Source organism: Microcoleus sp. OTE_8_concoct_300, from assembly GCF_031383065.1.
Taxonomy (GTDB): Bacteria; Cyanobacteriota; Cyanobacteriia; order Cyanobacteriales; family Microcoleaceae; genus Microcoleus.
This window is the reverse complement of record NZ_JANMZH010000371.1, coordinates 1-1,353: the sequence shown is the minus strand read 5'-3', so window position 1 is coordinate 1,353 and position 1,353 is coordinate 1. Positions and strand designations below refer to the sequence as shown.

The following is a 1,353-nucleotide window of genomic DNA, read 5'->3' as shown; positions in this document are numbered from 1 at the left end:
TATTCGGCGTTTTTATCACATCTGTACAAACTTCTCCATCGTTAAACGATTATTCGAGTTTTTCTTTGATTTTAAGCTTTTTAATAATCCTAACTTGAAAAAATACGAGGCTTTTGCACAACTCATTTAGACGTGCTATATTCATTTAGCATATTAACTACTGAAGAGCCCCATTTGTCAATAGCCAGCTTTTCGCGCGAGTTTTAAAAGATTTTGCCCAACATTGGAAAGTCGGGCCGAAAAAAAGAGTGGTTTTAGTAGTGGATGGAGCCGGATGGCATTTGAGTGAAAGCGTAAAAATCCCCTTATACATTTATATTGTCTGCCTTCACATTCACCAGAACTGCAACAGCCGTGAAAGACTGTGGCCATTAACAAATGAACCGATAGCCAATCGCTGTTTTAAAAACTTAGATGAATTAGAAGCAGTTTTATTCCAGCGGTGTCGAACACTGTTAAATCTCAAACAGTTAATCAGTGGTTTGACTCATTTCTATTGGTGGCCGGAGGCAAAAGCTTAATCGTGGTTAATCGACCGGACACGATATCATACCCTTACCCTAATTCAGCAACGCCTAACTTGTCACCAATGATCTACGACTGTCGCGTCGCTTGCTCGCGAGTCAACACAAAATTGATCGTTTGACAACTTACGCTCTGATTTTTCTGGCGTTGATGTTAATTAACTGTCGATCGTATCACAGTCAATCGACCGGACATGATATGATGGAAGAGGGATAACTCATAACTCATGTTTTTTTAGGTGAAGCTACTTATCATCTCAAAAAAACAAAGCCGCTGTCTGAAGCTCAGAAAGAGGCTGTGTGTATTGTAAATATGATGCGAGGCATCGAGATATTTTCGCTTAGGAGTGGGCCAGGAAATATAGTCGCCACCTGGGAATTTAACAACCTCGCTCGGGATAGAATCGGGGTGCTGGCACTGCCTCTGGTGACACGGCCAAAAGTGGTAAGGGTGAAAAACCCTGAAGACTGCAGAGAAATAAGTCATCATAAGCATCAAAAAACAGAGGTCAAGCCCTCGGTCTATTAGTACGCCTCAGCTTCATCCTTCTCAGGACTTCCACTTAACGCCTATCAACGGGTGTTCTGCCCGTGACCTTACTGGATAACTCCATGAGAAGACTCATCTTGAGGTGGGCTTCCCACTTAGATGCTTTCAGCGGTTATCCACTCCGCACTTGGCTACCCTGCGTTTACCGTTGGCACGATAACAGGTACACCAGCGGTGCGTCCCTCCCGGTCCTCTCGTACTAGGGAGGAATCCTCTCAATCTTCTTGCGCCTGCACCGGATATGGACCGAACTGTCTCACGACGTTCTGAACCCAGCTC

The 1,353-nt window shown here is 44.3% G+C and carries 1 rRNA gene and 1 pseudogene; one reads left to right on the top strand and one right to left on the bottom strand.

From position 1 onward, the window contains the following. Window positions 1–170 precede the first annotated feature (170 nt). Window positions 171–521 (top strand): annotated as a pseudogene (locus ACUVJL_RS16575) (transposase); the annotation flags it as partial. A 508-nt stretch (window positions 522–1,029) separates the two neighbouring features. Here the strand turns inward: ACUVJL_RS16575 and ACUVJL_RS16570 are convergent. Beyond that, a 23S ribosomal RNA gene (locus tag ACUVJL_RS16570) occupies window positions 1,030–1,353 on the bottom strand; the annotation flags it as partial.